The organism is Nocardioides houyundeii (assembly GCF_002865585.1).
GTDB lineage: Bacteria > Actinomycetota > Actinomycetes > Propionibacteriales > Nocardioidaceae > Nocardioides > Nocardioides houyundeii.
Window position 1 is genome coordinate 1,285,459 of record NZ_CP025581.1, and the last position, 25,616, is coordinate 1,311,074.

A 25,616-nucleotide genomic window follows, 5' to 3' on the forward strand; every position below is an offset into this window, starting at 1 on the left:
GAGGGGACAAGCGGGTTTCACCGGCCCGTCCCGACCCGCCGGAGCGCGGGTGTCGGTGCGGCCCGGCAAACTAGGGTCATGAGCACGCCCGAGGTCACCCCCGCCACCCCGGATGCCCGCGACCGCCACCAGGCGCTCTCGGAGGAGATCGAGGACGCGCGCTGGCGCTACTACGTGCTGGACGCGCCCACCCTCGACGACGCCGACTTCGACCGGAGGATGCGTGAGCTCGAGGCGCTCGAGGAGACGCACCCGGAGCTGCGCACGCCCGACTCGCCCACCCAGAAGGTCGGCGGCGCGGTCTCCACCGAGTTCACCCCCGTCGACCACCTGCGGCCGATGGAGTCCCTCGACAACGCCTTCTCCTTCGAGGAGGTCCAGGCCTGGTACGCGCGTCTGGCCCGCGACGGGATCGCCGGGCCCGACCTGCTCTGCGAGCTCAAGGTGGACGGCCTGGCGATTAACATCCTCTACGAGCAGGGCCGGCTGGTCCGTGCGCTGACCCGCGGCGACGGCCGGACCGGCGAGGACGTCACCCCCAACGTCAAGACCATCGACTCGGTGCCGCACCGGCTCACCGGCACCGAGGAGTTCCCCGTCCCCGAGCTGGTCGAGGTGCGCGGAGAGGTGTTCCTCCCCGCCGAGGCCTTCGAGCGGCTCAACTCCGCGATGGCCGACGCCGGCAAGCCGCTGTTCGCCAACCCGCGCAACGCCGCGGCCGGCTCGCTGCGTCAGAAGGACCCCCGGGTCACGGCCACCCGGTCCCTGGGCATGGTCTGCCACGGGATCGGTGCTCGGCAGGGCTTCGAGCCGGCCACCCAGTCCGGCTCCTACGACGCCCTGCGTGCCTGGGGCCTGCCCACCTCCGACCAGGTGAGGGTGGTGCCGACGCTGGGTGAGGTCGAGGCCTTCATCGAGCACGTGGGGGAGCACCGGCACACCATCGTCGGCTACGAGATCGACGGCGTGGTGATCAAGGTCGACGACGTCACCCTGCAGCGGCGCCTCGGCTCGACCAGCCGGGCGCCGCGGTGGGCGATCGCCTACAAGTACCCGCCGGAGGAGGTCAACGCCAAGCTGCTCTCCATCGAGGTCAACACCGGCCGGACGGGCCGGGTGACGCCGTTCGGCGTCATGGAGCCCACCCGGGTGGCCGGTTCGACCGTGGAGCGGGCCACCCTGCACAACGCCCACGAGGTCAAGCGCAAGGACGTGCGCCCCGGGGACACCGTGATCCTGCGCAAGGCCGGGGACGTGATCCCTGAGATCGTCGGGCCGGTGCTGCCACTGCGCCCCGACGGACTCGCGGAGTGGGTCATGCCGACCCAGTGCCCCTCGTGCGGCACGACGTTGGTGCAGCAGAAGGAGGGTGACAAGGACCTGAGGTGTCCCAACCACCGCAAGTGCCCCGCCCAGCTGCTGGACCGCGTCTTCCACGTCGCGGGTCGGGGCGCGTTCGACATCGAGGGACTGGGCAGCGAGGCCGCCGGGGCGCTGCTCCAGGCCGGGGTGATCGTCGACGAGGGCGACATCTTCGACCTCACCAGGGACCAGCTGCTCCGTACCGAGCTGTTCACCCGAGCCGCCAAGAAGACCGAGCTGGACGGTGCGTCGTCCGGGCGCGTGCTCAGCGCGAACGGCGAGCGGCTGCTGGACAACCTCGACCGGGCCAAGGCGGCCCCGCTGTGGCGGGTCGTGGTCGCGCTGTCCATCCGGCACGTCGGCCCCACCGCGGCGCGTGCCCTGGCCACGGAGTTCGGGTCCCTGGACGCCATCCGGGACGCCGACGAGCAGCAGCTGGCCGACACCGAGGGCGTGGGCCCGACCATCGCGGCCTCGGTGCGCGAGTGGTTCGACGGCGAGCAGGGCGACTGGCACCGCGACATCGTGGAGAAGTGGCGGGCGGCCGGGGTCACCATGGCCGACGAGCGCGACGAGTCGGTGCCGCGCACCCTGGAGGGACTGACCCTGGTGGTGACCGGCTCCTTGGAGCGGTTCACCCGCGACTCCGCCAAGGAGGCGATCATCGCCCGCGGCGGCAAGGCGTCGGGCTCGGTGTCGAAGAAGACCGACTACGTCGTGCTCGGGGAGAACGCCGGCTCCAAGGCGGACAAGGCCGAGCAGCTCGGGGTCCCGACCCTGGACGAGTCCGGCTTCGAGCGGTTGCTGGCCGAGGGCCCGGACGGGCTCTGAGGCGGCTTGGCGATCTTGGCCCGGATCAACCCGGCGACAGCTGCCTGCTCCACCGCGAACGGGTGGTAGAAGATCGCCTCGCCGGTGTTGTCCTTGCCGTTGACCCAGGGATCTGCCGAGCAGACGTCGTGCCCGCGACTGGCGCGCGCCACGTTCACGTACTCCGCCCCGGTCCTGCCCGCCGCCCGACGGATCACCGCGTTGAGCCGGCCGTTGAGGCCGCGCGAGTAGGCGTAGTCGCCCTTGGCCAGGGGGAGCTTGGCGCAGGTTCCCCGGCGCGGCACGAGCTGTGGATAGCTCACCAGCAGGATCCTGGCCTCCGGGCTGCGCCGCTGGACCCCCTTGACCACCTTGATCAGGCGCTTGCCGGTGCGGTCGGTCCGGTCCCGCAGGCGGTCACCGCCACCGGGCTTGCGGTTGGCGTCGCGACAGGGTGCCCCGGTGCGGTCGGTCTTGGCCAGCTGGGAGCAGTTGAAGATCAGGGCGGCGAAGACTCCGAAGTCGTTGCCCCCGATCCCGATGGTCACCAGGTCGGTGTCCGGGGTGAGCGCGTCGAACTGCGGCGGGACCTTGACGCCGAAGGGACGCTGGGGCTTGGTCATGTGGGTGGTGTCGGCGGCCCCGCAGCTCACGTCGACCACCTCGGTCCCGGGCCACGACCTGGCTAGCACGGAGGGGTAGTTGCTGGTCGAGCGGGTGCACACCAGGCCGCCCGGATCCGGGTCCGGCACCCCGGTCGCGGCGGTGAAGGAGTCGCCCAGAGCCACGTACCGCCGCGGCGGGACCGCTGCGTCGGCCCTGCTGGCCCGGGAGGTTCCGGCCTCGGTGGCGCCGGCCGGGTCCTCGGCGCTGGCGGTGGGCGGGATCGAGGCGCACGCCAGCACCAGTGCAGCGACGGCGACGAGACGGGGACGGCGTACGGAGCGACGCATGCGGGTGTCCTCTCGAGGGGCGTACCCCGAGGCTACGCGCGCGTCGGTGACCACCGGCCGGGCGCGCAGACCCAGCCCATAGGATGGAAGCCGATCTTCCCCGCACGCCTGGCAAAGGATGCTCCATGCCCGAAATCACCCGCGACGAGGTCGCTCACCTGGCGGACCTCGCCCGGATCGACCTGTCAGACGCCGAGCTCGACCACCTCGCCCCGCAGCTGAGCGTGATCCTGGAGTCGGTGGCGTCCATCAGCGAGGTGGCCAGTGCCGACGTCCCGCCGACGTCGCACGCCCTGCCGCTGACCAACGTCTTCCGCGAGGACGTCGTGGTGCCCGGCCTGACCGCCGAGCAGGCCCTGTCGGGGGCGCCCGCCTCGGAGCAGCAGCGCTTCTCCGTGCCGCGGATCCTGGGGGACGAGCAGTGAGCACCCAGCAGAGCAGCAACGAAGGAGCAGGCACTGTGGACTGGACCCGCAGGAGCGCCGCCGAGCTGGTCGAGGCCCTCGCCGCCGGCGAGGTGACCAGCGTCGAGCTGACCACCGCCTTCCTGGACCGCATCGCCGAGGTCGACGGCCAGGTCCGGGCCTTCCTGCACGTGGACGCCGAAGGTGCGCTGGCCACCGCCCGCGCCAGCGACGAGCGCCGTGCCGCAGGTGAGCTGCTCAGCGACCTGGACGGGGTGCCGATCGCGGTCAAGGACGTGCTGACCACCGCCGGGCTGCCCACCACCTGCGGCTCCAAGATCCTCGAGGGCTGGATCCCGCCGTACGACGCCACCGTGGTGCGCAAGCTCAAGGAGGCCGGCCTGCCCATCCTGGGCAAGACCAACATGGACGAGTTCGCGATGGGCTCCTCCACCGAGCACTCCGCCTACGGCCCGACCCACAACCCGTGGGACCTGGAGCGCATCCCGGGCGGCTCCGGTGGCGGCTCCGCCGCCGCGGTGGCCTCCTTCCAGGCGCCCCTGGCGATCGGCACCGACACCGGCGGCTCCATCCGCCAGCCGGGCGCCGTGACGGGCACCGTGGGCGTGAAGCCGACGTACGGCGGGGTGTCCCGCTACGGCCTGGTGGCCCTGGCCAACTCCCTGGACCAGGCTGGGCCGGTCACCCGCACCGTCCTGGACTCCGCCCTGCTGCACGAGCTGATCGGCGGGCACGACCCGCTGGACAGCACGTCCATCCCCACCGAGATGCCCTCCTTCGTCGAGGCCGCCCGGGTGGGCGCCGGCAAGGACCTCACCGGAGTCAAGGTCGGGGTCATCACCGAGCTGCGCGGCGAGGGCTGGCAGCCCGGGGTGATGGCCCGCTTCGACGAGGCGGTCGAGCTCATGGTCTCCGCCGGCGCGGAGGTCGTGGAGGTGTCCTGCCCGAACTTCGTGCACGCGATGGCCGCCTACTACCTGATCCTGCCCGCCGAGGCCTCCAGCAACCTGGCCAAGTTCGACGCGATGCGCTTCGGCCTGCGGGTGCTCCCCGAGGGCGTCGACGCGCCGAGCGCCGAGGAGGTCATGCGCGCCACCCGCGACGCCGGGTTCGGCGACGAGGTCAAGCGCCGGATCATCCTGGGCACCTACGCCCTGTCCAGCGGCTACTACGACGCCTACTACGGCCAGGCCCAGAAGGTGCGCACCCTGATCGCGCGCGACTTCGAGGCCGCCTTCGCCGAGGTCGACGTCCTGGTCTCCCCGACAGCGCCCACCACGGCGTTCAAGCTGGGGGAGAAGCTGGACGACCCGCTGGCGATGTACCTCAACGACCTGGCCACCATCCCGGCCAACCTGGCCGGCACCCCGGGCATCTCGGTGCCCAGCGGGCTGGCTGACGAGGACGGGCTGCCCGCCGGCCTGCAGGTGCTGGCTCCGGCGCTGGCCGACGACCGGCTCTACCGGGTCGGTGCCGCGGTCGAGGCACTGCTGGAGGAGAAGTGGGGTGGTGCGATCCTCGACCGCGCCCCTGAGCTGAAGGGAGCGTCGGCATGAGTGGTCTCGACGAGCGTTCGACCGAGCTGGTCTCCTTCGAGGAGGCGCTGGAGAAGTACGACCCCGCGATGGGCCTGGAGGTCCACGTGGAGCTGAACACGCTCACCAAGATGTTCTGCGGCTGCCCGACCGAGTTCGGCGCCGAGCCCAACACCCAGGTGTGCCCCACGTGCCTGGGCCTGCCCGGCGCGATGCCGGCGGTGAACCGCAAGGCGGTGGAGAGCGCCATCCGGATCGGCCTGGCCCTGAACTGCGACATCGCCGAGTGGTGCCGGTTCGCCCGGAAGAACTACTTCTACCCGGACATGCCGAAGAACTTCCAGACCTCCCAGTACGACGAGCCCATCGCCTTCGACGGCTTCATGGACGTCACCATCGAGGGCGCCGACGGTGAGCCGGAGACCTTCCGGGTCGAGATCGAGCGGGCCCACATGGAGGAGGACACCGGCAAGACGCTGCACGTCGGTGGCGCCACCGGTCGCATCCACGGTGCCGACTACTCCTTGGTCGACTACAACCGCGCCGGCATCCCGCTGATCGAGATCGTCACCCGCCCCATCATGGGCGCCCGTGACCGGGCCCCCGAGATCGCCAAGGCGTACGTCACCCAGCTGCGCCAGCTGATCGTCGCCCTCGGGGTCTCCGACGCCCGCATGGACCAGGGCTCGATCCGGGCCGACGTCAACCTCTCCCTGGCGCCCAAGGGCACCGGGGGCCTGGGCACCCGCACGGAGACCAAGAACGTCAACTCGCTGCGCTCGGTGGAGCGGGCGGTGCGCTACGAGATGCGTCGGCACGCCGCGGTGCTGGAGTCCGGGTCCTCGATCCTGCAGGAGACCCGGCACTGGCACGAGGACACCGGCGTGACCACCAGCGGCCGCGAGAAGTCCGACGCCGAGGACTACCGCTACTTCCCCGAGCCCGACCTGGTGCCGGTGGCGCCGTCGCGCGAGTGGGTGGAGGAGCTGCGCGGCACGCTGCCGGAGAACCCGACCCAGAAGCGGGCGCGGCTGCAGGCCGAGTGGGGGTTCTCCGACCTGGAGATGCGCGACACCGTCGGCGCGGGCGCTCTGCTGCTGATCGAGGAGACGATCGCGGCCGGGACCACCCCGCAGGCCGCCCGCAAGTGGTGGCTGGGCGAGATGGCCCGGCGCGCCAACGAGACCGGGACCGAGATCGACGCGCTGGGCGTCACCCCCACCCAGGTCGCGCAGGTGCAGAAGCTGGTCGACGCGGGCACCCTCAACGACAAGCTGGCCCGTCAGGTCTTCGACGGCCTGCTGGCCGGTGAGGGCACCCCCGAGGAGATCGTCGCGGCCCGCGGGCTGGCGATCGTCTCCGACGACGGCGCGCTGGGTGCCGCGGTCGACAACGCCATCGCGGCCAACCCGGACGTGGCCGACAAGATCCGGGACGGCAAGGTGGCTGCGGCCGGTGCGCTCATCGGTGCGGTCATGAAGGAGATGCGCGGTCAGGCCGACGCCGGCCGGGTGCGCGAGCTGATCCTGGAGAAGCTGGCCTGAGCCCGCCCCGCGGACCCCGGGCGGGGTCCGCGGGGAGCAGGCGTAAGGTGTGTGCGTCGCGGCAGCCGTCGCGACTCACTCACGCTCACAGGTGGGGGAAGCCGGTCCAAGTCCGGCGCTGACCCGCAACCGTAGGCACGGTCTGATTACGTGCAAGCCGGAACACCCGCTGTGCTGCGTTTTGAACATTCGCTGTCGTGGAACACGGCGGGTTCGATCCCAGTGTGGACCGACCCGTCAGCAGCGGGAAGGAACACAGATGTCTGATCGTCTTCGCCTGTTCGCCGCAGGAGCCGCCTCGCTGGTCCTGGTCGCGGTCGGGGCCAGTGCCTGTGGGAGCGACTCCCCGGAGAGCGGGACCGACCCGGTCCCGGCGAACGCCCCCGCCGCCAGCACCGGCGCGAGCGACCCGCGCGCCCTCGAGCTGGCCGCGGACTGGCTGGTCGGCAACCTCAACGCCGACGGCCTGCTGGAGAACACCAGCGCCTACGAGGGCAAGACCGCCACCAGCGTCGACGTCGGCTCCAGCATCGACCTGGTGCTCGGGCTCTCCGCCTCCGGCCTGCTGGCCCAGGAGGCCACCGCCGTCACCGACGCCGTGGCGGAAGGGCTCCCGGCGTACGTCGGCTCCGGCGGCGAGGTCTACTCCGGGGCGTCGGCCAAGGCGCTGCGCCTGGCGGTCGACCAGGGACGGGACCCGCACGACTTCGGCGGCCTGGACCTGCAGGCCCGGGTCGAGGACCGCGTCGCCACGAAGAGCCGGATCGCCGGCCGTCTCCAGGACCGGTCGGAGTTCGGCGACTACGCCAACTCGATCGGCCAGTCCTACGCCGCCGCGGCCCTGAGCGCGGTGGGGAGCGAGCGGGCCGAGTCGGTCACCGACTTCCTGCTGGCCCAGCAGTGCGAGGAGGGGTTCTTCCGCCTCGCCTTCGCCGCCAAGGGTGCTGCCGAGCAGGGATGCGACGCGGACGACTCGCTGCCCGCGGAGCAGGCTCCGGACACCACCGCGCTGGTCGCCGTGCAGCTGGCCCCGCTCGCCGAGGACGACGAGCAGGTGCAGGACGCTCTGACGGCCGCCACCAAGTGGCTCCTGGCCCAGCAGGCGGACGACGGCTCGTTCGCCGATCCGGAGAACGGGACCAACTCCAACACCACGGGCCTGGCCGGGTGGGCCCTGCTCGAGCTAGGCGAGGACGACGCGGCTGCCCGGGCAGCAGGTTGGGTCCGCGACCTGCAGGTCGCCCAGGAGGGCGACGGCTCGGGCGAGGAGTCGCTGGGGAAGCTGGCGGGGGAGACCGGGGCACTCGCCTACGACGAGGCGAGCCTGGCCGAGGGCCGCGAGTACGGTCTGGCGGACCCGCTCGACCGGTCGCCGTGGGTCGTCGCCGGGGTCCAGGCGTTCCCGGTCCTGGCCGCCGCCCCGGCGGCGGGGGAGTCCGAGTGACCCACCGCCCGGCGTACGGCCTGGCCCACCGTCTGGCCCACCGCCTGCTCGGCGCGGGTCTGAGCCTGCTCGTGGTGGGCGGGGGAGTCGGCGCCGCCGGACCGGCGGCGGCCGCTGCGGACTGTCCGTCCGAGGGCACCACCGTGGTCGTCGACTTCGCCGAGCTGGCCGAGGACGCCCAGGACGCCGTACGCACCGGGTGCGACCCGGCGGTGGTCGACCAACGAGCCTCGGAGAGCGTCGCCGACGCCGGCTTCGACCTCACCTACGCCACCCGGGACCCGGGCTTCATCTGCCGGGTGGGTGGGCTCCCGCGGGCGACCCGTGCGTCAACGCCGCCCCCGCCGACGCCTTCTGGAGCCTGTGGTGGGCCGACGCCGATGGCGACTGGGTCTACTCCAGTCGCGGTGCCGGCACGCTGCGCAGTCCCGCGGGCGGCTACGTCGCCCTGGCCTGGCACCAGGGTGCGGGCGAGGCCGAGCCGCCGGCACTCAGCCCGGCGGACAGTGTGGACGCCGGTGGGGACACCGACCCGAACGCGGGCTCGGTCCGGACCGAGACCGATGACGGCTCGCTCCCGCTCTGGGTCCCGGTGATCGCGCTGGGTGCCCTGCTCGGCGCCGGTGCGGTCCTCACCGTGCGGCGCAGGAGGGCCTGAGGCATGCGCGTGCCCAGGGAGCTGCACCCGGTGGCCTGGTGGGTCTGGGCCGCGGGACTGGCGACGGCCGCCTCGGCCACGACCAACCCGTGGCTGCTGGCTCTCGTGGCCGCCGTCACCTGGGTGGTCGTGGCGGGCTGTCGCGGCGACGGCACCTGGGCGCGCGCGTTCCGGCTGTACCTGTGGCTGGCGGCCATCACCGTGGTGATCCGGGTGCTCTTCCGGATCCTGCTCGGCGGGGTCGACGGTGGGCACGTGCTGTTCCGGCTGCCGGCGATCACGCTGCCCGAGTGGGCTGCCGGCATCCGGCTGCTGGGACCGGTGACCCGGGAGGCGGTGCTGGCGGGTCTCTACGACGGGATGCAGCTGGCCTGCATCCTGCTGGCGTTCGGTGCCGCGAACGCGCTGGCCAACCCCAAGCGGCTGCTGAAGTCACTGCCTCCGGCGCTCTACGAGATCGGCACCGCTCTGGTGGTCGCGGTCTCGGTGCTGCCGCAGCTGGCCGACAGCGTGCAGCGGGTCAGGCACGCCCAGGAGCTGCGGGGCAGTGCGGCTGGGCCGGTCGGGGGACGGCGCGGGCGCCGTGTCCGGGGGCTGCGGCGGCTGCTGGTCCCGGTGCTCGAGGACGCCTTCGAGCGGTCCATGGCACTGGCGGCCGGCATGGACGCGCGAGGCTATGGCCGGACCGGCACCGCCACGCCGGGGGAACGCCGGGTCTCCGGGTCGCTGATGGTGGCCGCGCTGCTGGGGACCTGTGTCGGCGTCTACGGATTCCTGGACACCACGACGCCGCGCTGGCTCGGGCTGCCGATGCTGGCACTCGGCGCTCTCTGCGCGATCCTCGCGCTGGTCAGTGCCGGCCGGCGCGTGCAGCGCACGCGCTACCGCCCCGACCGCTGGCAGGCCGAGGAGATCCTGGTGGCCGTGTCCGGGATGGCCACCGGCCTGGGCCTCATGTGGGTGGCGCGAGCCAGCATGGCGGTGGCCCACCCCGGGGTCGTCGCGGCGCCCGGCCTCGACCTGGCGGCGCTGCTGGTGCCTTTCGCCGCGCTGCTGCCGGTGCTCGTCGCACCCTCCTCGCCCACGGTCGCGAACCGTCAGCCGGCTGGACCCCCGGCGCCACCGATACCAAACCCTGCCGGTGCTGCCCCCCGCGCCGCTTCCCTGGAGGTTCCCCGATGATCGAGCTGCGCAGCCTGCGGTTCTCCTACTCGGGGCGTGAGGTGCTCGCCGGCATCGACCTCGACATCGAGGAGGGCGAGCTGGTGCTCCTGGCCGGGTCCACCGGGGTCGGCAAGTCCACGCTGCTCGGCGTCGTCTCCGGGTTGGTCCCGGAGTACACCGGCGGCACCCTGAGCGGGGACGTGCTGCTGGACGGCGTCAGCATCATCGAGCGCCCGGCCCGGGAGCGGGCCGCCGACATCGGGTACGTCGGCCAGAACCCGGCCGCCTGGTTCGTCACCGACACCGTGGAGGAGGAGGTCGCCTACGGGATGGAGCAGCTCGGACTCCCCGCGGCGACCATGCGCCGCCGGGTCGAGGAGACCCTCGACCTCCTCGGCATCGCCGACCTCCGGCACCGGGACCTGCGGACCCTGTCCGGGGGTGAGCAGCAGCGGGTGGCGATCGGCTCCGTGCTGACCATGCATCCTCGGCTGCTGGTCCTCGACGAGCCCACGTCCGCGCTCGACCCGACCGCCGCCGAGGACGTGCTGGCCACGGTGACCAGGCTGGTGCACGACCTGGGGCTCTCGGTGCTGGTGGCCGAGCACCGGCTGGAGCGGGTGGTGCCGTTCGCGGACCGGATGGTGCTGCTCCGCCCCGACGGCACGGTGCACGTGGACGTGCCCCAGGTGGTGCTGCTGGACTCCCCGGTGGCCCCGCCCCTGGTCGAGCTCGGCCGAGCGGCCGGGTGGTCGCCGTTGCCGCTGACCGTGCGTGATGCCCGCAGGCGTGCCCGCGAGCTGAGCGCCCGGCTCGCGGAGACCGTCGGCGAGGGGGTCGCGCCCGTCCCCGTCGGCGCCGAGACTCCCGACGCCGCCGTGCTGACCGCCCGCGACCTCGTGGTGGCGCACGGCCGCGCCCCGGTGCTCCGGGGAGTGGACCTCACCCTGGCTCCGGGGCGGGTCACCGCTCTGATGGGACGCAACGGCTCCGGCAAGTCGACCCTGCTGTGGGCGCTCCAGGGGCGCCTGGGCCGCGTCTCGGGCCGGGTGCGCGTCAACGGCGCCGACCCGCACGCGCTGAGCAGGGCCGAGCGGCGTCGCCACACCGGGATGGTCCCGCAGACCGCCGCCGACCTGCTCTACCTGGAGACCGTCGGCGAGGAGTGCGCGGACGCGGACGCCGACGCCGGTGCCCCGGGCCGGTGCCGCGAGATCCTCGACCGGCTGGCCCCGGGCATCGACGACCGGACGCATCCCCGGGACCTCTCCGAGGGACAGCGCCTGGCCCTGGCGGTCGCGGTGGTGCTCGTCTCCCGACCGCCGGTGCTGCTGCTCGACGAGCCCACGCGCGGCCTGGACTACCCGGGCAAGCGCGCCCTCGCCGAGATGCTGCGCAGCCTGTGTGACGAGGGGCACGCGGTGCTGGTGGCCACTCATGACGTGGAGTTCGTGGCCCAGGTGGCCGACCAGGTCGTGGTGCTGGCCGATGGCGAGGTCGTCTCCGACGGGCCCACGCTCGAGGTGGTGGTCGAGTCGCCGTCGTTCGCCCCACAGGTGCACAAGGTGCTGGGGTCGCCGTGGCTGCAGGTCGGGCAGGTGACCGCAGCCCTGGCCACGGTGGGCAGCGCCGGATGACCGCGGTGCGGATCGGACCGCGCAGCGCCCTCGTGCTGGCACTGGTCTCGGTGCTGGGACTGATGATGCTGGGGTGGCCGTTCCTGCTGGACGTGCCGGACGGGGCCCGGGTGGATCCGCCCTTCCTCTTCCTGGCGCTGCTGCCGCTGCTGATGGTGATGGTGCTCGCGGAGATCACCGAGGGCGGGATGGACGCCCGGGTGCTGGCGGTCCTGGGGCTGCTCTCGGCCATCAACGGCGTCGCCCGGGGGCTCGGCGCCGGCGTGGCCGGGCTGGAGCTGATCTTCTTCCTGCTGATCCTCGGCGGCCGGGTCTTCGGTCCCGCCTTCGGGTTCATCCTGGGTGCCACGTCGCTCTTCGTCTCGGCGCTCTTCACGGCCGGGGTGGGACCGTGGCTGCCCTTCCAGATGCTGGTGGCGGGGTGGGTCGGGATGGGTGCCGGCCTGCTGCCGCGGCGGCTGTCGGGCCGCGCCGAGATCGTGGTCCTGGTGCTCTACGGGATCCTGTCGGCCTATCTCTACGGCCTGGTGATGAACGTGTGGGGGTGGCCCTTCATGCTCGGCATCGAGGTGCCGGGTCGCGAGGCCACCGAGCTCTCCTTCGTCGCCGGAGCACCGGTGGCGGACAACCTGCACCGGTTCGCGATCTACACGCTGGTCACCTCGACCGGGGGATGGGACACCGGTCGGGCGCTGACCAACGCGGTGGCGATCGCCGTGCTCGGACCGTCGGTGCTCGCCACGCTGCGGCGGGTCGCCCGGCGCGCGGTGGTGGTCCGGGTCAGCGAGCCAGGGTGACCTGGAGGATCCGGTCGTCCTGCGAGGACGGCGTACCCCGTCCGTCGCGGTTGGACGTGGTGACCCACAGCGTGCCGTCGGGCGCACTGGCCACGGTGCGCAGCCGCCCGTAGTCGCCCACGAAGTGGGGCTTGGCCCGCCCGACGCCGTCCCCGGTCACCGGCACCTGCCACAGCCGGGTGCCGCGCAGGGCGCCGAGCCACAGCGACCCCTCCGCCCAGGCCAGCCCGGAGGGGGAGGCCACGTCGGTGCTCCACACCGCCACCGGGTCGGTGAACCCCTCGGCCGGGACCCCGGGGTTGTCCGCCGTACGCCCCTCGAGCCCCGGCCAGCCGTAGTTCCTGCCCTTCTCCACCAGGTTCAGCTCGTCCCAGGTGCTGTCCCCGAACTCGCTGGCCCACAGCCGGTCCCGGTCGTCCCACGCGAGCCCCTGCACGTTGCGGTGCCCCAGGCTCCACACCGGCGAGTCCGGGTCGGGGTTGCCGGGCGCGGGGTCGCCGTCGGGAGTGATCCGCAGGATCTTGCCGCCGAGCGATTCCGGGTCCTGGGCCAGATCGCGCTGACCGCTCTCTCCGGTGGAGGCGTAGAGGTAGCCGTCGGGGCCGAAGAGGAGACGCCCGCCGTCGTGGACCGCGCCCTTGGGGATGCCGGTGAGCACCGGCTCGGCCGCGCCCAGACCGCCGTCGGTCAGCTCGGCCCGCATGATGCGGTTGTCCTCGGAGGCCGTGACGTAGAAGTAGAGGGTCCGGTCGGAGTCGAAGCCGGGGGAGGCCGCCACCCCGAGCAGTCCGCCCTCGACGGCCGGGTCGGCCGCGTCGATCGTGCCGATCTCCGAGACGTCCCAGGCCCCCCGCCTCGGCGACAGCCTCAGCACCCGCGCGCTGTCCCGCTCGGTGACCACCGCCGATCCGTCGGGGAGGAAGGCGATGCCCCAGGGGACCTCCAGGCCGGTGGCGATCGTCCCCGTGACGCTCGGGCGGGCCGGCCCCCGCGCGCTCGGGGCGTCCGAGGGCTCGGGCGTGGCAGCACCGCTGGTGTGGCCACTGGTCTGGCCACTGGTTGGGGCAGTCGCCGACGGGCCGGCGTCCGAGCTGGACTCCGACTGGTCGGTGCCGCACCCGGCGAGCAGGAGCGCGGCAGCCAGGGCCGCGGCTGCCAGGACGCGGGGCGCGGGACTGTGGGCCTTGGGCATCGGTTCTCCAGACGAGCAGGGGAGAACCACCCTACAAAGCGGTGCCAGCGCGCCTACGGATGCTCCAGGAGCTCGGTGTCCCGGTCGCGGGTCGAGTCGGCGTACCGGGTGGCCCCCGCGCTGGCGGCCACCACGCAGGCGATGGCCAGCCACTGCAGGCCGGTCAGGGACTCTCCCAGGACCAGCAGGGCCGCCAGGGCGGCCACGGCCGGCTCGATGCTCATCAGGATGCCGAAGAGGGCGGGTCGCAGGCTGCGCAGCGCCACCAGCTCCAGGCTGTAGGGGATGACCGAGCTCAGCAGGCCGATCAGCGCACCCAGCGCCAGCACCTCCGGCTTCAGGATGCCGGCCCGGTCGCTGGCCAGGGCGAACGGCGCGAGCAGCAGGGCAGCGCCCGTGCTCGCCACCGAGAGCCCCTCGAGACCCGGCCACCGTCGTCCGGTCTGGGCGCTGAGCAGGATGTACGCCGCCCAGCAGCCGCCGGCCACCAGGGCGAAGGCGACGCCGACCGGGTCCAGGTCGGCTCGCTCCCAGCCCAGCGCGACCACCCCCAGCGCGGCCAGGGCCACCCAGATGAGGTCGCGCGGTCGACGCGAACCGGCCAGGGCGACCGCGAGCGGTCCGATCAGCTCGATGGTGACCGCGACCCCCAGCGGCAGTCGTGCGAAGGACTGGTAGAACGCCCAGTTCATCAGGCCGAGGGTGCCGGCGAACCCCGCCACCACCAGCCAGTCCTGCCGGCTTCGTCCGCGCAGCCGGGGCCGGGCTATCAGCAGGAGCAGCACCGCACTGGCGGTCAGCCGCAGCCACACCAGCGCGGTGGGCTCCACCTGGGTGAAGAGGTCCTTGGCCACGGTGGCGCCCAGCTGCACAGAGGCGATGCCGGCCAGCACGAGCCAGACGGCCCGCTTCACCCCTCGTCCCCGGTGGGGGGCGTGACGGTCTCGACCGTCTCGTCCTCGCGCAACCGGTCGATCACCTGCTCGGCAATGGCCTTCTCGCTCTCGAAGTGCGCCAGCCCCCAGTCCGCCACCAGGGAAGGGTAGCGAAACGGCTGGCCCGCGGCGTCCGCCCCGCGAAGCGACTCGCGCACCTCGAGCAGGTCCGCCCGGGCGCGTGCCACGTCCTCGAGGTAGCTCTCCAGCATCTTCGTCAGGCGGCCTGGGTCCGAGAGGTGGCCGATCATCAGGCGCAGCGCCTGCGGGTGCTTGAAGATCGGGAACCCGGCAGCGGTGTCGTCCATCCAGCTCTCGAGCTCCCGGCGTCCCCGGGCGGTCAGGGTGTACGTCGTGCCGCGGCCCTGCCCGCGACGGTGCAGCAGGCCCTCGTCGGCCAGCCGCGCGAGCTCGGAGTACACCTGGCTCATCGCAGGTGACTGCCAGTAGAAGCGCAACGTGTTGTCCGCCCGTTGCTTGAGCTCGTAGCCGGTCAGCTCGTCCCCGAAGGTCAGCAGTCCCATCAAGGCGTACGAGGTGATCGGAAGGTCTTGCGCTGGCATGTGACAAGCGTACTATTCCTTTTAGGAAGAGATGGGGAGAGGCCTATGCGAGAGCACGATCAGTCCACGGGACCGGCCATCGAGGCGCTGGACCTGGTGAAGCACTTCGGTGAGACCGTCGCGGTCGACGGGGTGAGCTTCTCGGTGCCCACGGGCACGGTGCTGGGGCTCCTGGGCCCCAACGGGGCGGGCAAGACCACCACGGTGCGGATGATGACCACGCTCACCACACCGACCAGCGGTACGGCGCGGGTGGCGGGCCACGACGTGGTCGCAGACCCTCGCGGCGTACGGCGCTCGATGGGGCTGACCGGTCAGACCGCGACCGTCGACGAGCTGCTGACCGGGCGGGAGAACCTGCGGCTGATCGGTCAGCTCTACGGCCTGGACCGGGCCACGGTGAAGCGGGTCTCCGACGATCTGCTCGAGCGGTTCTCGCTCAGCGAGGCCGGCAACCGGGTGGTCAAGACCTACTCGGGGGGCATGCGCCGCCGGCTCGACCTGGCGGTCAGCCTGGTCGCCACGCCTCCGGTGCTCTTCCTCGACGAGCCGACGACCGGACTGGACCCGCGCAGCCGGGTGGAGCTGTGGGACGTGCTGCGCGAGCTGGTGCGCGACGGCACGACCCTGCTGCTGACCACGCAGTACCTCGAGGAGGCCGACCAGCTCGCCGACAACATCGTGGTCATCGACCACGGGGGGATCATCGCCGAGGGGACGCCGTTGCAGCTCAAGGACGCCTCCGGCAAGGCGGCACTGGTGGTCACCGTCTCCCACGCCGTGGACGTGGGGCGCGCCGCGGAGCTGATGCGTCGCGTGGTGCCCTCGGTCCACGTGGACGAGCCGGCCCGCCGGCTCACCGCGCCCGCCCAGGGCTTGGGAGACATCACCGAGGTGGCCGCCGTCTTCGACACCAGCGGCATCGAGCTCGACGACCTCGGACTGCAGCGGCCGAGCCTGGACGACGTGTTCCTGCACCTGACGGGGCGGCGTGCCGAGGACGGCGACGCCGACTCCGGCGAGGAGTCCGAGCTGGAGGAGGTGTCCGCATGAGCACCGAGACCGTGCGCCCCGCTGCAGGACCGCCTTCGTTGGAGCGTCCGCAGATCCACCAGACCAACCTGTTGCAGCAGTCCCTGGCCATCACCCGGCGCAACCTGATCCACATCAAGCGGATGCCCGAGATGCTGATGGACGTCACCGTGCAGCCGGTCATGTTCGTGCTGCTCTTCGCCTACGTCTTCGGTGGGGCCATCGCGGTGCAGGGGGCCTCGTCCGGCTACCGCGAGTGGCTGCTGGGCGGGATCATGGGACAGACGATCGCGTTCGCCTCCTTCATCGTGGCCGTCGGCCTGACCGCTGACATCGACAAGGGCATCGTGGACCGGATGCGGTCCCTGCCGATCCATCCCTCAGCGGTGCTGGTCGGGCGCAGCCTGTCCTCGCTGATCCACTCCAGCCTGGGCATCGTGGTGATGTCGCTGACCGGGCTCATCGTGGGCTGGCGGATCCGAGGCTCCTTCCTGGACGCGGTGCTGGCCTACGCACTGCTGTTGCTGTGGGGCTTCGCGATGGTCTGGGTCGGCATCCTGGCCGGGTCCTCCCTGCGCTCGGTGGAGGCGGTGAACGGCGTCATGTTCACCACGATCTTCCCGCTCACCTTCCTCTCCAACGCGTTCGCGCCGACCGAGGAGATGACCCCGTTCCTGCGCACCGTCGCGGAGTGGAACCCGGTGTCCTCCCTGGTGCAGGCGGTGCGTGAGCTGTGGGGGAACACTGCCGCCGCCCCGGCGGACGCAGCGCTGCCGCTGCAGCACCCCGTGCTGGCCACGCTCATCTGGACCGTGGCGCTCACCGCGGTGCTGGCGCCGCTGTCGTTGCGTGCCTTCCGCAAGCGGACGCAGCAGTAGTCGCTCGTCCGCTACCCCGGCGACGAGCAGCAGAGCGAGGATCGAGGATCGAGGGAGAGCACGAGATGACGACGACGCTGTTGCTGGTGGGGACCCGCAAGGGCCTGTGGATCGGCACCTCCGACGAAGCCCGTCGCGACTGGTCGTGGACGGGTCCGCACTTCCCCATGGAGGAGGTCTACTCGGTCCTGCTCGACGGCAGGGGCGTTCGCCCGCGGCTGTTCGCCGGCTGCTCGTCGAGCTGGTTCGGCCCGCAGGTCAGACGCTCGGACGACCTCGGGCAGACCTGGGAGGAGACCCCGAACGGCGCGGTCCGCTTCCCCGAGGACACCGGGGCGGCGCTGGAGCGGGTGTGGCAGCTGGTGCCCGGGGTGGAGGACGGGGTGATCTGGGCTGGCACCGAGCCGGGCGCCGTATTCCGCTCCGAGGACCGGGGGGAGAGGTTCGAGCTGGTGCGCGGGCTCTGGGAGCATCCCCAGCGGTCCGAGTGGGGAGAGGGCTTCGGAGGCCAGGCGTTCCACACGATCCTTCCCCACCCGAGCGACCCGGGGTCCGTGCTGGCCGCGATCTCGACCGGCGGGGTCTACCGCTCCGTGGACGGGGGAGCGAAGTGGGCTCCGGCGAACCAGGGGATCAAGGCCGAGTTCATGCCGGGGGACCGGCACTTCCCCGAGTTCGGGCAGTGCGTCCACAAGGTCGCGCGCGACCCGGTCGACCCCGCGAGGCTCTTCCTGCAGAACCACGGCGGGGTCTACCGCTCGGACGACGAGGGGGACTCCTGGGAGTACATCGCCGACGGGCTCCCCTCGGAGTTCGGGTTCGCGATGGTCACGCACCCGCGCAAGCCCGCCACCGCCTTCGTCTTCCCGATCGCCGATGCCGGCGCGCGGTGGCCCGTGGACGGTCACGCCCGGGTGTTCCGCACTGCCGACGGGGGAGACTCGTGGACCGAGCTGGGGTCCGGGTCCCTGCCAGACGCATACTTCGCCGCCGTGATGCGTGACGCGATGTGCGCCGACACCCTCGACCCGGCTGGGCTCTACTTCGGCGGTCGCAACGGGGCCGTCTGGGCCTCCGCCGACGAGGGGGAGACCTGGCAGGAGGTGCACAAGGACCTGCCCGACGTGCTGGTCGTCCGGGCAGCGGTGCTCGACTGAGCTGTCGGTTCGCCTGCGAGGTGACCGGTGCTCGGCAGTGGCCGCTCCTATCGTCTGCGGTGGAAGCGGTGCTCGCCGCCAGGGTGCTGGCGTAGGTCCCAGCCCGGGTCGTGGGCCCGACGATGATGGTGTCCACACGACGGAAGCCCGTTGCCCAGATCGGTCCGCCCGCCTTTGGACCACGCCAACCGGTGGTGGTGGATCTCGCACCAGGAGAACGGGCGCTCACACCCCGCGACCGCACACGAGTCATGGACCAGCGAGAGCGCCCGGCGTTGCGCGGTGGTGTGCAACCTGCGTTCTCGGCCCAGGTCCAGCGGTTCGGACCGTCCCCCCAGCACCGCCGAGACCAGCCCCGCCTCGCACGCCAACCGCCGGGCCTCACCGGCGGTGACCCGCACCCCGGACTCCAGCCGGGCCGCCCCGAGCCCGTCCAACAACCCCGCCAGGTCCACCGTGACCAGCACCGAGGCGGTCGCTGCGGCGTGCCCGGTGCTGGGCAGGTGCTCGATCAGCTCACACCATGCCTGCCCCTGCAGCTCGGGGAACGACACACTCTCCCCCACCCCCGCAGCGGTCTCATCGACCACCGGAGCCCCGGTCCTGTCCCGGCCCACCCGCCGCGGGCTGGTCAACCGGCCCAGCACCGTGTCCAACAACGACCCGTGCAGCTCCGGGACCCGGAACCGCCCCGACCACGTCCCGTCCCCGTTGTCATGCAACGACAGGTACGTCTCCACCTCGGCGCCCTTGCATTCCCGGGTCAACATCGCCTGCTCGTGCTCATCGGCCAACCCCGGGTCCACGGGGTCGAACATCCGCCGCGCCGCCTGCCGCAACCTCTTGGCGTTCATGCCCCGCCCCGACCGGGTCCCCTCCCCGGTGGCCTTGCCCACCAACACCTCCTCCGCGGTCGCGAGCTGCCCGGACGTGGCGCGGGCCGGGGCCTGCTCCGCAGCGTTCACGATCACCCGCACCTGATCGGCCCGCAGCCGGCCCGCCGCGAACGCCTCCCGCGTGACGGCGTACTTGGTCGCCAACAGCTCCCCCAACCGCACCCCCGCGGCCTGCGAGGCCCGCGTCGAGCCCAACAACCCCGCCCACCAGGCATCGGTCGCCGTCGCCGCCCCACCATGGACCGGGTCCTCGGCCACCCGCCGCGCCTGCGCCTCGGCGGAGAGCGCCAACCGCAACGCCGTGGCCTGAGACTCCAACCCCGCCACCTGCTCCAACGCCGCCGACAGCTCCCCGGTCCCCAACAACCCCGCCGACAGCGTCCCCGCCGCCGCCACACCCCGCCGCGCATCCGCCAACGCATCCACCACCAGAGACCCCCCAGGGGCCACCCCCGGCTCCCTGCACCGCGCTCGCTGTCATGCCTCCAGCCAACCGAAGCCCACCGACAACCAACGCTCTGGATCTCACATGACGGGACACTAAACAAAACTGTGTTCGATCGAGTCCGTGGCCCGACCAGTGAGGCGCTCCGGCACAATTCCCCCATGGAGCCGACGTACGACGCGACCGGAGGTGGGTCCGGGAAGGTCCTCGTGACCCGCATCGCGCCCCAGGGGTGGAAGCGTCTGCGAGACGTCCGCCTGGCAGCCCTGGCCGAGTCCCCGGAGATGTTCGGCTCGAGCCTGGCCAGGGAGCAGGGGTTCGACGAGGCGGAGTGGCGCCGACGAGCCGCACGCCCGGCCACCTTCCTGGCGTGCCGGGACGGGCTCGACGTCGGCATCGCTGGTGCCTACGAGCTCGACGGGGACTGGCGCCTGGCGGGCATGTGGATCGCCCCGAGCGTGCGTGGCACGGGTGTGGTCGAGGCCCTCGTCGACGCCTGTGAGTCCGTGGTGCGAGAGGCCGGGGCGACGACCGTGGCTCTCGGGGTGATGGCGGACAACTCTCGGGCCGGGACGCTTACCAGCGACTGGGCTACCGGTTCACCGGGGAGCGGAGGCATGTCCGCGACGGCCGGGACGAGCTGACCATGGCCAAGACGCTGCCTCCGGCGGCGCAGCCCTGAGACCAGCAGGAGGCGTGTCGTCGTCAAGACGTAGCCTTGCCGCCATGACCTCGTCCGACCAGACCGACCAGCAGACCGCCGCAAAGCCCGACATGAAGCCCCGTTCCCGGGACGTCACGGACGGGCTCGAGAAGGCCGCCGCGCGCGGCATGCTCCGCGCGGTCGGGATGGGTGACGACGACTGGGTCAAGCCGCAGATCGGCGTCGCCTCGAGCTGGAACGAGATCACCCCCTGCAACCTCTCCCTCGACCGCCTGGCCAAGGCCGTCAAGAACGGCGTGCACGCCGCCGGCGGGTACCCGTTGGAGTTCGGCACGATCTCGGTCTCGGACGGCATCTCGATGGGCCACGAGGGGATGCACTTCTCCCTGGTGAGCCGCGAGGTGATCGCGGACTCGGTGGAGACGGTGATGATGGCCGAGCGCCTCGACGGCTCGGTGCTGCTGGCCGGCTGTGACAAGTCGCTCCCCGGCATGCTGATGGCCGCGGCTCGCCTCGACCTCGCGAGCGTCTTCCTCTACGCCGGCTCCACGATGCCGGGCCAGGTCGACGGCAACGACGTCACGATCATCGACGCCTTCGAGGCGGTCGGTGCCTGCCTGGCCGGCAAGATCACCCGCGAGGAGGTGGACCGCATCGAGAGGGCGATCTGCCCCGGCGAGGGTGCCTGCGGTGGCATGTACACCGCCAACACCATGGCCAGCGTCGCCGAGGCCCTGGGCATGAGCCTGCCCGGCAGCGCAGCCCCGCCCGCGGTGGACCGCCGTCGCGACGGCTTCGCGCACCGCTCCGGCGAGGCCGTGGTCGAGATGCTGCGCCAGGGGATCACGGCCCGGCAGATCCTGACGAAGCCCGCCTTCGAGAACGCCATCGCCGTGGTGATGGCGCTCGGCGGCTCGACCAACGCGGTCCTGCACCTGCTCGCCATCGCCCGCGAGGCCGACGTCGACCTGACGCTGGACGACTTCAACCGGATCGGCTCCAAGGTCCCGCACATCGGCGACCTGAAGCCCTTCGGCCGCTTCGTGATGACCGACGTCGACAAGATCGGCGGCATCCCGGTGGTCATGAAGGCGCTGCTCGACGCCGGTCTGATGCACGGGGACACCCTCACCGTCACCGGGAAGACGATGGCGGAGAACCTCGAGGCGCTGGCGCCCAAGGGCCTGGACGGCGAGGTGCTCCGCGCGTTCGAGAAGCCCATCCACGCCACCGGCGGCATCACCGTCCTCAAGGGCTCCCTGGCGCCCGAGGGGGCCGTGGTCAAGAGCGCCGGGTTCGACGACACCACCTTCACCGGGACCGCTCGCGTCTTCGACGGGGAGCGGGCGGCGCTCGACGCGCTCACCGAGGGGGCCATCAAGGCGGGTGACGTGGTGGTGATCCGCTACGAGGGACCCAAGGGCGGCCCCGGCATGCGCGAGATGCTCGCGATCACCGGTGCCATCAAGGGTGCAGGGCTCGGCAAGGACGTGCTGCTGATCACCGACGGCCGCTTCTCCGGCGGTACGACGGGACTCTGCGTGGGCCACATCGCGCCGGAGGCTGCCGACGGCGGCCCCATCGCGTTCGTGCGCGACGGCGACCCGATCACCCTCGACGTCGCCAACGCCACCCTCGAGGTGCAGATCGACGACCTCGAGGCACGCCGGGACGGCTGGGTCCCCAACCCGCCCAAGTACACCCGCGGCGTCCTGGGCAAGTACGCCAAGGTCGTGCAGTCCGCCGCGCACGGCGCGGTCACGAGCTGACGCGGACGGCGTGGGCAAGGTCTACCAGGGGATCGACGGGCGCCTGCGGGCGTTCGTCGAGGCCCAGTCGGTCTTCTTCGTGGCCACCGCCCCCTCGGGGGACGACGGTCACGTCAATGTCTCGCCCAAGGGGCTGGCCGGCACGTTCGCCGTCGTCGACGAGCACACCGTCGCCTACCTGGACCTGACCGCGAGCGGGGCGGAGACGATCGCCCATGTCCGGCAGAACGGGCGGATCACCCTGATGTTCTGCTCGTTCGAGCGGACACCCAACGTGGTCCGGCTGCACGGTCGGGGCCGGGTGGTCAGCTGCTACGACGACGACTTCGCGGAGTGGGCGGCGCTCTTCGACCCCAACCCGCACGCTCGCGCGGTCATCGTCGTCGAGGTGCAGCGGGTCAGCGACTCCTGCGGCTACGCGCTGCCGCTGATGAGCCTGGATGCCGAGCGAGACCTGCTCACCCCCAACATGGACAGACGCGGACCTGCGGGCGTGGTCGCCTACCGCCGGAAGAAGAACGCCACCAGCCTCGACGGCCTGACGGCGTTCGACGACGACCCGGACCCGGTGAGAGCTGAATGATCGGCAGGTGAGTGCCGCCTGCGGCTAGGGTCTGCAGCATGACTCGGGGGAACCGCCTGACCAGGTCCGTGATCGCCGTACCGCTGCTGGCCGGAGCCTTGGCCCTGGCCTCGCTGGCGCCGCTGGGCGCAGCGGCGCAGCCTGCGGCAGGGGCCGCCACGGCCCAGCCCACCGCGGCCCAGCCCGCCGCGGCGCCGACGGGCGAGCGCTCGTCGGCCCGCACCACGGCGCTCCCGGGCGGGGGTCGCAAGGTCTTCGGCCGCAAGCGCTTCCTGGTGGCCTACTACGGCACCGCCGCCACCGGCGCCCTCGGCGTGCTCGGGGAGACCGATGCGGACACGATGCACTCCCGGCTGCGCAAGGCCGCCAAGCCGTTCCGCCGCAAGAGTGAGCGGATCCAGCCCGTCTACGAGCTGATCGCCACGGTGGCCGACCCGATCCCGGGTGCGGACGGGGACTACAACCACGACGTGCTCCACAGCCGCGTGCAGGAGTACATCGACGCCGCCCAGCGCAACAAGGCGCTGCTGGTGCTCGACCTGCAGCCGGGGCGCTCGGACTTCCTCACGGTCGCCAAGCGCTGGGAGTGGGCCCTGGCGCACCCCTGGGTCGGGCTCGCTCTCGACCCGGAGTGGCGGATGGGACCGGACCAGGTGCCCGGGCAGTCCATCGGGTCGGTGCGCGCCAAGGAGGTCAACCAGGTGTCGCAGTGGCTCGACGACCTCACCGCGGCCTCCGCGCTGCCGCAGAAGGTCTTCGTGCTCCACCAGTTCCAGGCCGCGATGGTGGGCCGGATCAAGAAGGTCGCCGACCGGCCCAACCTCGCCGAGGTGCAGCACGTCGACGGCTTCGGCACCCCGGCCCAGAAGCAGGCGACGTACGACGCGGTGGCGCGCCCGCGGCAGTTCGCGATGGGGTTCAAGCTCTTCTACGACGAGGACAGTCCCCGGATGCGCGCCGGGGCGGTGCGCCGCAAGCTGCCCGCCGTCAGGTTCGTGAGCTTCCAGTGACCCCGCTGGACGCGACCGGCGCCCCGGCCACCCACCGCGGGGAGGCCGGGACGGCCTACCCGGTCTTCGTCGACCACCACGTCCATCTGGCCCTCTGCGATCCCGCGGGGCTCGCCGGCACCGGCATCGGAGCCGTGGTCGACCTGGGGTGGGGTCCGGAGATCGCCGACCTGGCGCGGACCGCGCCGGTCCACGTGGAGTTCGCCGGCCAGTTCCTCACCGAGCCCGACGGCTACCCGACCTCGCGACCATGGGCGCCTCGCGCCGCGGCCCGGGAGCTGTCGCACCCGCGCGAGGCAGCAGCCGCGGTCGCCGAGCAGCGGGCGCTCGGCGCCGGGGTCATCAAGGTCGCGCTCAACCGGGAGGCCGGGCCGGTGCCCGACCTGGCGACCTGCCAGGCCGTCGTCGCAGCAGCCGACGACCTGCCCGTGGTCGCCCACGTGGAGGGCGCCGGCATGGTGGAGCTGGCCCTGGCCGCCGGCGTCGACACCCTCGCCCACGCACCCTGGACCCACACGCTGGAGGCGGACGTGCTGGCGGAGTGCGCGGGGGCAGGGATGCGCTGGATCAGCACCCTCGACATCCACGGCCGGGGTACCCGGACCCCGGAGCAGGCCAGGGCGCTGGCCAACGTGGCAGCCTTCGCCGCCGTGGGCGGTGAGGTGCTCTACGGCACCGACCTGGGCAACGGGCCGTCGCTGCCCGGCCTCAACGTCCGCGAGCTGGCCCTGCTGGAGGCGGCCGGTCTGGGCCCGCGTGCCCTGCTGCACGCGTTGACCGCGCCCTGGCCCCGGGCGGCGCCGGATCACCTGGTCACCTTCGTGCCCGGACAGCCGCCCGAGGACCGCCCCTCCGGATGGCTCACCGGCGCCCGCGTGGTCCGCCGCGAGGAGCTCGAGGCGTGATCCGGACGGGCCTCGACGACGACCTGGATCCTGGCCCCCGTGACGAGGCCGACCCCCTGAGCCACCTGCGGTCCCGCTTCGTGGGCGCCCAGAGCCCGCTCGTCTACCTCGACGGCAACTCGCTGGGGCGCCCGCTGACGGTGACCGCGGCTCGCCTGGCCGAGTTCGTGACGGGGGAGTGGGGCACCCGGCTGATCCGCGGGTGGGACGAGCGGTGGATGGAGCTGCCCACCACCCTGGGCGACGACCTCGGCCCTGTGGTGCTGGGCGCCGCGCCGGGTCAGGTGGCGGTGAGCGACTCCACCACGGTCTGGCTCTACAAGCTGCTGCGCGCCGGGGTCGACGCCCAGCTGCGCCGCGACCCCCGCCGCACCGAGATCGTGGTCGACACCGACAACTTCCCCACAGACCGCTACGTGGCCGAGGGGATCGCCGCCGAGCGCGGATGCACGGTCCGTTGGGTGGAGGTGGCGGCGCACGAGGGCCTCACCCCCGAGCTGCTCGCCGAGGCGCTGGGGGAGCGGACCAACGTGGTGGTGCTCAGCCACGTCGCCTACCGGTCGGCGTACCTGGCGCCGGTGCCGGCCCTGGCGGAGCTGACCCACGCGTCCGGCGGACTGCTGCTGCTGGACGTGTGTCACTCGGCCGGCTCCGTGCCGGTCGAGCTGGACGCCTGGGGCGTGGACCTCGCGGTGGGCTGCACCTACAAGTACCTCGACGGGGGGCCGGGCTCCCCGGCCCTGGGGTATGTCGCGGCCCGCCACCACGGCACCCTCGCGCAACCGGTGCAGGGCTGGATGGGGCACGCCGAGCCCTTCGCGATGGGCCCGGGCTACCGCCCCGCCGCCGGGATCCGCGGATTCCTCTCAGGCACCCCGCCGATCCTCGGCATGCTGGCGATGCAGGACATGCTGGCGCTGCTGGAGGAGGCCGGGATCGAGGCGGTCCGAGCCAAGTCGGTGGCGCTCACCGACTATGCGGTCGCCCTGTCGGACGCCTGGCTGGCCCCGCTGGGAGTCACCCTGGCCTCACCCCGAGACGCCGAGCGCCGCGGCGGGCACGTGACCTTGAGCCATCCCCGGATGCGGGAGGTCGTGGCCGCGCTGTGGGCCGACGACGTGCTGCCGGACTACCGCGACCCGCACGGCCTGCGGGTGGGGCTGTCCCCGCTCTCGACGAGCTTCGAGGAGGTGCACCGCGGGCTGGCGTCGGTGCGCGCGCTGCTGCAGCCCGATTGAGCAGAGCCGCCAGCAGGCGG

General features: G+C 72.5%; 22 protein-coding genes, 1 pseudogene and 1 riboswitch. Of the genes and pseudogenes, 18 read left to right on the forward strand and 5 right to left on the reverse strand.

Translation table 11 applies throughout. The features are described from left to right. Positions 1-78 precede the first annotated feature (78 nt). Positions 79-2,193, forward strand: a complete 2,115-nt coding sequence (gene ligA, locus C0R66_RS06205; protein WP_101523960.1) for an NAD-dependent DNA ligase LigA — start codon at positions 79-81, stop codon at positions 2,191-2,193. A 71-nt stretch (positions 2,194-2,264) separates the two neighbouring features. Here the strand turns inward: ligA and C0R66_RS19345 are convergent. Further along, positions 2,265-3,125 (reverse strand): annotated as a pseudogene (locus C0R66_RS19345) (SGNH/GDSL hydrolase family protein); the annotation flags it as partial. Between the two features lie 125 nt (positions 3,126-3,250). Here C0R66_RS19345 and gatC point away from each other — a divergent pair. From gatC to C0R66_RS06250, 8 genes are all read left to right on the forward strand, one after another. Then, a complete protein-coding gene (gene gatC, locus C0R66_RS06215) occupies positions 3,251-3,550 on the forward strand; it encodes an Asp-tRNA(Asn)/Glu-tRNA(Gln) amidotransferase subunit GatC (RefSeq protein WP_101523962.1) in 300 nt (99 codons plus the stop codon). A 35-nt stretch (positions 3,551-3,585) separates the two neighbouring features. Then, on the forward strand, positions 3,586-5,106 hold the full coding sequence (gene gatA / locus C0R66_RS06220; protein WP_101523963.1) for an Asp-tRNA(Asn)/Glu-tRNA(Gln) amidotransferase subunit GatA: 1,521 nt from the start codon (positions 3,586-3,588) through the stop codon (positions 5,104-5,106). After that, entirely contained in the window at positions 5,103-6,629 is a 1,527-nt protein-coding gene (gene gatB, locus C0R66_RS06225) for an Asp-tRNA(Asn)/Glu-tRNA(Gln) amidotransferase subunit GatB (RefSeq protein ID WP_101523964.1), read from the forward strand. Before gatA ends, gatB begins: the two co-directional genes overlap by 4 nt. A 42-nt stretch (positions 6,630-6,671) precedes the next feature. Further along, positions 6,672-6,817, forward strand: a riboswitch (cobalamin riboswitch). Between the two features lie 71 nt (positions 6,818-6,888). Then, positions 6,889-8,073, forward strand: a complete 1,185-nt coding sequence (locus C0R66_RS06230; RefSeq protein WP_101523965.1) for a prenyltransferase/squalene oxidase repeat-containing protein — start codon at positions 6,889-6,891, stop codon at positions 8,071-8,073. Positions 8,074-8,272: 199 nt separating this feature from the next. Then, positions 8,273-8,731 carry a hypothetical protein gene (locus C0R66_RS06235; protein ID WP_101523966.1) on the forward strand — a complete coding sequence of 153 codons (459 nt, stop codon included), beginning with the start codon at positions 8,273-8,275 and terminating at the stop codon, positions 8,729-8,731. A 3-nt stretch (positions 8,732-8,734) separates the two neighbouring features. Next, the gene (locus C0R66_RS06240) at positions 8,735-9,913 is read left to right on the forward strand and encodes a CbiQ family ECF transporter T component (RefSeq protein ID WP_101523967.1); all 1,179 of its coding nucleotides are present in this window, start codon (positions 8,735-8,737) and stop codon (positions 9,911-9,913) included. Beyond that, the gene (locus C0R66_RS06245; RefSeq protein WP_101523968.1) at positions 9,910-11,532 is read left to right on the forward strand and encodes an ABC transporter ATP-binding protein; all 1,623 of its coding nucleotides are present in this window, start codon (positions 9,910-9,912) and stop codon (positions 11,530-11,532) included. The genes C0R66_RS06240 and C0R66_RS06245 overlap by 4 nt, the downstream gene beginning before the upstream one ends. After that, a complete protein-coding gene (locus tag C0R66_RS06250) occupies positions 11,529-12,329 on the forward strand; it encodes an ECF transporter S component (protein ID WP_101523969.1) in 801 nt (266 codons plus the stop codon). The genes C0R66_RS06245 and C0R66_RS06250 overlap by 4 nt, the downstream gene beginning before the upstream one ends. Here C0R66_RS06250 and C0R66_RS06255 read toward each other — a convergent pair. From C0R66_RS06255 to C0R66_RS06265, 3 genes are read right to left on the reverse strand one after another with little or no spacing between them, the layout of a single operon-like run. Next, on the reverse strand, positions 12,313-13,521 hold the full coding sequence (locus C0R66_RS06255; protein WP_101523970.1) for a PQQ-dependent sugar dehydrogenase: 1,209 nt from the start codon (positions 13,519-13,521) through the stop codon (positions 12,313-12,315). The two genes, C0R66_RS06250 and C0R66_RS06255, sit on opposite strands and share 17 nt — an antisense overlap. 53 nt (positions 13,522-13,574) lie before the next feature. Next, positions 13,575-14,435 carry an EamA family transporter gene (locus tag C0R66_RS06260; protein WP_101523971.1) on the reverse strand — a complete coding sequence of 287 codons (861 nt, stop codon included), beginning with the start codon at positions 14,433-14,435 and terminating at the stop codon, positions 13,575-13,577. Further along, positions 14,432-15,019, reverse strand: a complete 588-nt coding sequence (locus tag C0R66_RS06265; RefSeq protein WP_101523972.1) for a PadR family transcriptional regulator — start codon at positions 15,017-15,019, stop codon at positions 14,432-14,434. Before C0R66_RS06265 ends, C0R66_RS06260 begins: the two co-directional genes overlap by 4 nt. A gap of 45 nt (positions 15,020-15,064) precedes the next feature. On the opposite strand from C0R66_RS06265, the gene C0R66_RS06270 reads away from it, so the two are divergent. The 3 genes from C0R66_RS06270 to C0R66_RS06280 all read left to right on the forward strand — a co-directional run bounded on the left by C0R66_RS06270 (position 15,065) and on the right by C0R66_RS06280 (position 18,086). Then, positions 15,065-16,072 (forward strand): ATP-binding cassette domain-containing protein, encoded by a 1,008-nt coding sequence (locus C0R66_RS06270; RefSeq protein WP_101523973.1) that lies wholly within the window; start codon positions 15,065-15,067, stop codon positions 16,070-16,072. After that, entirely contained in the window at positions 16,069-16,929 is an 861-nt protein-coding gene (locus C0R66_RS06275; RefSeq protein ID WP_101523974.1) for an ABC transporter permease, read from the forward strand. Before C0R66_RS06270 ends, C0R66_RS06275 begins: the two co-directional genes overlap by 4 nt. Before the next feature lie 65 nt (positions 16,930-16,994). Next, entirely contained in the window at positions 16,995-18,086 is a 1,092-nt protein-coding gene (locus C0R66_RS06280; RefSeq protein ID WP_101523975.1) for a WD40/YVTN/BNR-like repeat-containing protein, read from the forward strand. Between the two features lie 47 nt (positions 18,087-18,133). On the opposite strand, the gene C0R66_RS06285 is transcribed toward C0R66_RS06280, so the two are convergent. Continuing rightward, on the reverse strand, positions 18,134-19,432 hold the full coding sequence (locus tag C0R66_RS06285; RefSeq protein WP_101523976.1) for a DUF222 domain-containing protein: 1,299 nt from the start codon (positions 19,430-19,432) through the stop codon (positions 18,134-18,136). Positions 19,433-19,588: 156 nt separating this feature from the next. Here C0R66_RS06285 and C0R66_RS06290 point away from each other — a divergent pair, with 156 nt between their 5' ends. The 6 genes from C0R66_RS06290 to C0R66_RS06315 all read left to right on the forward strand — a co-directional run bounded on the left by C0R66_RS06290 (position 19,589) and on the right by C0R66_RS06315 (position 25,596). Then, the gene (locus C0R66_RS06290; RefSeq protein WP_101523977.1) at positions 19,589-20,071 is read left to right on the forward strand and encodes a GNAT family N-acetyltransferase; all 483 of its coding nucleotides are present in this window, start codon (positions 19,589-19,591) and stop codon (positions 20,069-20,071) included. Between the two features lie 82 nt (positions 20,072-20,153). Next, the gene (gene ilvD, locus C0R66_RS06295; protein ID WP_101523978.1) at positions 20,154-21,860 is read left to right on the forward strand and encodes a dihydroxy-acid dehydratase; all 1,707 of its coding nucleotides are present in this window, start codon (positions 20,154-20,156) and stop codon (positions 21,858-21,860) included. Positions 21,861-21,870: 10 nt separating this feature from the next. Beyond that, positions 21,871-22,443: a pyridoxamine 5'-phosphate oxidase family protein gene (locus C0R66_RS06300; RefSeq protein ID WP_101523979.1), complete on the forward strand. Its 573-nt coding sequence runs from the start codon at positions 21,871-21,873 to the stop codon at positions 22,441-22,443. 38 nt (positions 22,444-22,481) lie between these two features. Continuing rightward, the gene (locus C0R66_RS06305; RefSeq protein ID WP_158647926.1) at positions 22,482-23,453 is read left to right on the forward strand and encodes a hypothetical protein; all 972 of its coding nucleotides are present in this window, start codon (positions 22,482-22,484) and stop codon (positions 23,451-23,453) included. Next, positions 23,450-24,358, forward strand: coding sequence for an amidohydrolase family protein (locus tag C0R66_RS06310; protein WP_101523981.1), 909 nt, complete (start codon positions 23,450-23,452; stop codon positions 24,356-24,358). Before C0R66_RS06305 ends, C0R66_RS06310 begins: the two co-directional genes overlap by 4 nt. Beyond that, on the forward strand, positions 24,355-25,596 hold the full coding sequence (locus C0R66_RS06315) for a kynureninase (RefSeq protein WP_241901596.1): 1,242 nt from the start codon (positions 24,355-24,357) through the stop codon (positions 25,594-25,596). The genes C0R66_RS06310 and C0R66_RS06315 overlap by 4 nt, the downstream gene beginning before the upstream one ends. The last annotated feature ends 20 nt before the right edge of the window (positions 25,597-25,616 follow it).

What these genes read in the sequence shown, in the direction of transcription:
- C0R66_RS06280 (WP_101523975.1), top strand. Translation starts at nt 16,995, where the DNA reads ATGACGACGACGCTGTTGCTGGTGGGGACCCGCAAGGGCCTGTGGATC.
- C0R66_RS06240 (WP_101523967.1), top strand. Translation starts at nt 8,735, where the DNA reads ATGCGCGTGCCCAGGGAGCTGCACCCGGTGGCCTGGTGGGTCTGGGCC.
- C0R66_RS06275 (WP_101523974.1), top strand. Translation starts at nt 16,069, where the DNA reads ATGAGCACCGAGACCGTGCGCCCCGCTGCAGGACCGCCTTCGTTGGAG.
- C0R66_RS06250 (WP_101523969.1), top strand. Translation starts at nt 11,529, where the DNA reads ATGACCGCGGTGCGGATCGGACCGCGCAGCGCCCTCGTGCTGGCACTG.
- C0R66_RS06245 (WP_101523968.1), top strand. Translation starts at nt 9,910, where the DNA reads ATGATCGAGCTGCGCAGCCTGCGGTTCTCCTACTCGGGGCGTGAGGTG.
- C0R66_RS06270 (WP_101523973.1), top strand. Translation starts at nt 15,065, where the DNA reads ATGCGAGAGCACGATCAGTCCACGGGACCGGCCATCGAGGCGCTGGAC.
- gatC (WP_101523962.1), top strand. Translation starts at nt 3,251, where the DNA reads ATGCCCGAAATCACCCGCGACGAGGTCGCTCACCTGGCGGACCTCGCC.
- C0R66_RS06265 (WP_101523972.1), bottom strand. Translation starts at nt 15,019, where the DNA reads ATGCCAGCGCAAGACCTTCCGATCACCTCGTACGCCTTGATGGGACTG.
- C0R66_RS06290 (WP_101523977.1), top strand. Translation starts at nt 19,589, where the DNA reads ATGGAGCCGACGTACGACGCGACCGGAGGTGGGTCCGGGAAGGTCCTC.
- ilvD (WP_101523978.1), top strand. Translation starts at nt 20,154, where the DNA reads ATGACCTCGTCCGACCAGACCGACCAGCAGACCGCCGCAAAGCCCGAC.
- gatB (WP_101523964.1), top strand. Translation starts at nt 5,103, where the DNA reads ATGAGTGGTCTCGACGAGCGTTCGACCGAGCTGGTCTCCTTCGAGGAG.
- C0R66_RS06255 (WP_101523970.1), bottom strand. Translation starts at nt 13,521, where the DNA reads ATGCCCAAGGCCCACAGTCCCGCGCCCCGCGTCCTGGCAGCCGCGGCC.
- ligA (WP_101523960.1), top strand. Translation starts at nt 79, where the DNA reads ATGAGCACGCCCGAGGTCACCCCCGCCACCCCGGATGCCCGCGACCGC.
- C0R66_RS06230 (WP_101523965.1), top strand. Translation starts at nt 6,889, where the DNA reads ATGTCTGATCGTCTTCGCCTGTTCGCCGCAGGAGCCGCCTCGCTGGTC.
- C0R66_RS06305 (WP_158647926.1), top strand. Translation starts at nt 22,482, where the DNA reads ATGACTCGGGGGAACCGCCTGACCAGGTCCGTGATCGCCGTACCGCTG.